This window comes from Micromonospora sp. NPDC005173 (assembly GCF_040608515.1).
Lineage (GTDB): Bacteria > Actinomycetota > Actinomycetes > Mycobacteriales > Micromonosporaceae > Micromonospora.
On the sequence record NZ_JBEXIK010000117.1, the window covers coordinates 1 to 1,072 of the forward strand.

Consider the following 1,072-nt stretch of genomic DNA (forward strand, 5'->3'; position numbering starts at 1 on the left):
GAGCTGTGGAACCTTGGTGGCGTGGCCGGCCTTGAGATCAGTGGCGCCGCCTTCTTCCTCCACGCGGTCAATCCCAAGAACCCCGCAGAGACCAGCCCCGGCCAGGCGGGGGTCACGAGCACCCGCATTGAGGTACTCGTCGATGACCCCGACAACTTCATCGAGCGCGCCGTCGCCGCCGGCGCGATCGCCGGAGCGGGAATCGAGGATCACCGCGTGCCCTGGGGGACGCACCGTCAAGGTGGCTTCACGGACCCGTTCGGTCACAAGTGGTCCGTAGGCGATAAGTCGCCTCTGCGCCCGTTCCCAGGCTGATCAGGAGCAGCCTCCACATGCGACCCGCTGGATCGCGCACAGGCTCATGACGCGCGGTCTGGCCCAGTTCTAACGCGAAGTGTCACTGCCGTAGCTGGCGTCTGAAATAGGTCGACACGGACCAAGCATCCATAGCAGACGGTGCTGGACGTGGCGCGGAGCCCTCGGTAGAAGAAGGTCTGCCAAGATCTACTTCACCAGTCAGGACTCCACGTGATCGCCTATCGTGCCACGCTCGACGTCCCCAGGGAACTCGTGCACTACCTCGCCCAACTGCTGGCCGCCGAACGCCGTGCCCGCGGCACCCGCACCGGCACCAGGGCGTTGACCTGCTTCCGCCAGGCCCTGATGGCGCTGATCTGGCTCCGCAAAGGCGAGGACAAGACCCTGCTCGGCGCCGGGTTCGCCGTATCAAGGGCCACCGCCTACCGCTACATCGCTGAAGCCATCGCGGTCCTGTCCGCCCAGGCCCCGGACCTACACGCCGCCCTACGCCGGGCGGCCGACGAGGGCTGGTCCTACGTGATCCTCGACGGGAAGCTGTTCGCCACCGACCGCCTCACGGAGACGACCGCCAGCGTCAAAGGCGAGCAGATCGACGCCTGGTACTCCGGCAAGCACCGCGACTTCGGCGCGAACATCCAGGCGATCATGCGCCCGGACGGGCTCCCGATCTGGACCTCCGACGCGTCACCTGGGCACCTGCACGATTTCACCTGCGCCCAACTCCACGACATCACCGGCGCGCTGTACTGGG

General features: G+C 66.8%; 2 protein-coding genes. Both read left to right on the forward strand.

Annotation, left to right across the window (positions count from 1 at the left end; translation table 11 throughout):
- Positions 1-315: hypothetical protein (locus ABZV00_RS37855; protein WP_355615487.1), on the forward strand; the 315-nt coding region annotated here is incomplete at its 5' end.
- 213 nt (positions 316-528) lie between these two features.
- On the forward strand, positions 529-1,072 hold a 544-nt coding region (locus tag ABZV00_RS37860; protein ID WP_355615490.1), incomplete at its 3' end, for a transposase family protein.